Source organism: Streptomyces alkaliphilus (assembly GCF_014141535.1).
Lineage (GTDB): Bacteria > Actinomycetota > Actinomycetes > Streptomycetales > Streptomycetaceae > Streptomyces > Streptomyces alkaliphilus.
In genome coordinates this window covers 1-1,459 of record NZ_VKHT01001142.1, presented here as the reverse complement: position 1 = coordinate 1,459, position 1,459 = coordinate 1, and the positions used below count along the sequence as shown (strand labels likewise).

At 74.6% G+C, this 1,459-nt stretch carries 2 protein-coding genes; one reads left to right on the top strand and one right to left on the bottom strand.

The features are described from left to right. Positions 1 to 205: 205 nt before the first annotated feature. Positions 206 to 607: a DUF3040 domain-containing protein gene (locus tag FNQ90_RS22980; protein ID WP_182608104.1), complete on the top strand. Its 402-nt coding sequence runs from the start codon at positions 206 to 208 to the stop codon at positions 605 to 607. 343 nt (positions 608 to 950) lie between these two features. On the opposite strand, the gene FNQ90_RS22975 is transcribed toward FNQ90_RS22980, so the two are convergent. Further along, positions 951 to 1,459 (bottom strand): DUF4129 domain-containing protein (locus tag FNQ90_RS22975; protein ID WP_182608103.1); only part of this gene is annotated, 509 nt, incomplete at its 5' end.

Genomic DNA, 1,459 nt, shown 5'->3' with positions numbered 1-1,459 from the left:
CCTCCCGCCCCGTATGATCGGAGAAAGCCCCCCGGCATGAGGCGGGCGGAGCGCGGGAAGGAGCACCACACCCCCAAAGCCGGAGTTTCCACGTCGCGTCGGAACGAACCGGCCCGCGGGGGTGGGTGTCACCGTGAGAAATCCCCACCTATCCTTGGAAGAGTCGGATCCGGTCGCCACCGCGACCGACGAGTAGGAGGACTCCGTGCCGCTCTCGGAGCACGAGCAGCGCATGCTCGAGCAGATGGAGCGAGCGCTGTACGCCGAAGACCCGAAGTTCGCGACAGCGCTCGAGGGAAGTGAGCTGCGCACGTACACCCGCAAGCGGGTCTACCAAGCGGCCGTAGGTTTTCTGGTGGGCATCGCGCTCCTCATGGGCGGCATGGTCGCCCAGCAGGTCTGGCTCAGCGTTGTCGGCTTCCTGATCATGCTGGGTTGCGCGGTGCTCGCCGTCACCGGTTGGAAGAAGCCGGTGGTGGCCCCCGCCCCCCGCCAGGGGGTGGACGGCCCGCAGCCCGCGGCCGGGCAGGGAGGTGCGGCGAAGCGAACGATGATGAACCGCATCGAGGACCGGTGGCAGCGCCGACGGGACGAACGCGAGCGCTGAGCCACCGCGGCACCGAGCCGGCGTCGTGACCCCGACGCCGGCCTGCGGCATGCTCTCCCGGCCGCGGCCCGGTCCCGCGAAACCGTGACGGCGCGGTGGGGGACCTTCCCCTCGTTGGGAAGGTCCCCCACCGCGCCGTCCTCGTGTTCCCTCCTCCGGGCCGGAGCTCCGGAGAGCAGGGGGGAGGCCGGGCCTCCCGCCCCTCCGGGAAGAGAGCCGTGCGTCCTCGGTTCCCCCGCCCCGAAGCGACACGGGGATCGGGATCAAAACCGCGTGACCCGGGGTGTTCCTCCTCGCCGGCCCCGCCGTGCCGTGGCGCCGGGCCCGTGCGCCGTGGCGCCGTTCAGGGACGGACGAAGGGGGGAAGGCGCCGCGGGCGCTCCTTCCCGGTCCCCCGCCACCGCTCGCCCCACTCGGCCGGCCGCGCCGCGAGCACCCGGTGCGGCCGGGGGGTCGAGGGGGGCAGCACGGCGGCCCGCAGCCGTAGCCACCGGCCCGCGCCCGTGGTCAGGCCGGCCCGGACCGCACGAACCAGTCGAGCCCGTTCCCCGCCGTCGTCCGCCGTCGTCGCGGCGGGGGAGTACAGGGCCCGCTCCACGTCGTCCACCAGACGACGCAGCGCCAGAGCCGGGTCACCCTCCAGGCCGCCGAGCCGGACGATCCGGTCCCCGGCCCGCCGCGGGGTGTCCCCGGGCAGTGGCGGGATGCCCAGGTCGCGGGCGGTGTCCACCACCTCACACCACGCGGCGGCCGGTCCGGCCCCCGGAGCCAACCGGCGGGACCGCGCTCCGGCGCGCAGCAGACGAGGGAGGGCGGCGAGGACCAGCAGCACCAGGGCGAGCACCCCGACCC